2 protein-coding genes are annotated in these 808 nt (G+C 57.5%); both read left to right on the top strand.

From position 1 onward, the window contains the following. A partial coding sequence (locus tag EYW49_RS22875) for an ATP-binding protein (RefSeq protein WP_165498331.1) occupies positions 1 to 176 on the top strand: 176 nt, incomplete at its 5' end. 448 nt (positions 177 to 624) lie between these two features. Further along, positions 625 to 808 (top strand): transposase (locus EYW49_RS22870; protein WP_131312049.1); only part of this gene is annotated, 184 nt, incomplete at its 3' end.

Raw genomic sequence — 808 nt, 5'->3', positions numbered from 1 at the left:
TCAGTGAATGGGCGACCGTCTTCGGCGATGCCAAGATGACGACCGCGTTGCTCGACCGGCTCACCCACCACTGCCACATCCTGGAGACAGGGAACGACAGCTTCCGCTTCAAGAACAGTTCGGCGAAAACGGCCAAACCAACCAGGGAGAAGACGAGGAACTTGACCGCCAACTGACCAACCGACCATCATCAAGGCGGGTCAGTTCTCAGTGGAAAGCCTGGGTCAGTTCTCCGCGGAAATCAACACGAAGCGGACATTCCGCTGGCGGCCCTGTATCTGACGCCACCTCGAAGCATGCCGACCACCCCTTTCGTAGGCTGCGGTCTCGACGTCATGGCTCGCGAGCACACGGGGTGGGCCGGCGGCTCCTCTATCCACAGCGTGTTAGCCCGATGCTATAAACCATTGTCCAAAAACCAATTATTCATATCCCTGCATGTGTACGAACCTCATCAAAAGAAGAGGACGGTGTTGTGACTACCACCCAGAACGCGCGCGACTATCTCGATTATTATCTCGATCTTGATGGGGATCCGGAGTTTGCTGTCCTGCTCGAAGTGACGTTGCCCCTCGTGCCTAATCCAGTTTGAAGTTCGCTTTGGCCCAACTCAAGGACCAGAGCATGAGACGAAGCCGTTTTACCGAAGAGCAGATCATCGGCATCCTGAAGGAGCACGAGGCCGGCGTTGCGGTCTCGGACCTGTGCCGCAAACACGGCGTCAGCGATGCGAGCATCTACAAGTGGAAGGCCAAGTTCGGCGGCATGGACGTCTCTGAGGCCAAGCGCCTGCGGGCGCTGGAAGACG

The organism is Siculibacillus lacustris (genome assembly GCF_004328075.1).
Taxonomy (GTDB): domain Bacteria; phylum Pseudomonadota; class Alphaproteobacteria; order Rhizobiales; family Ancalomicrobiaceae; genus Siculibacillus; species Siculibacillus lacustris.
Note: the sequence above shows the minus strand (reverse complement) of the source record. Positions and strands in the feature narration are given on the sequence as shown.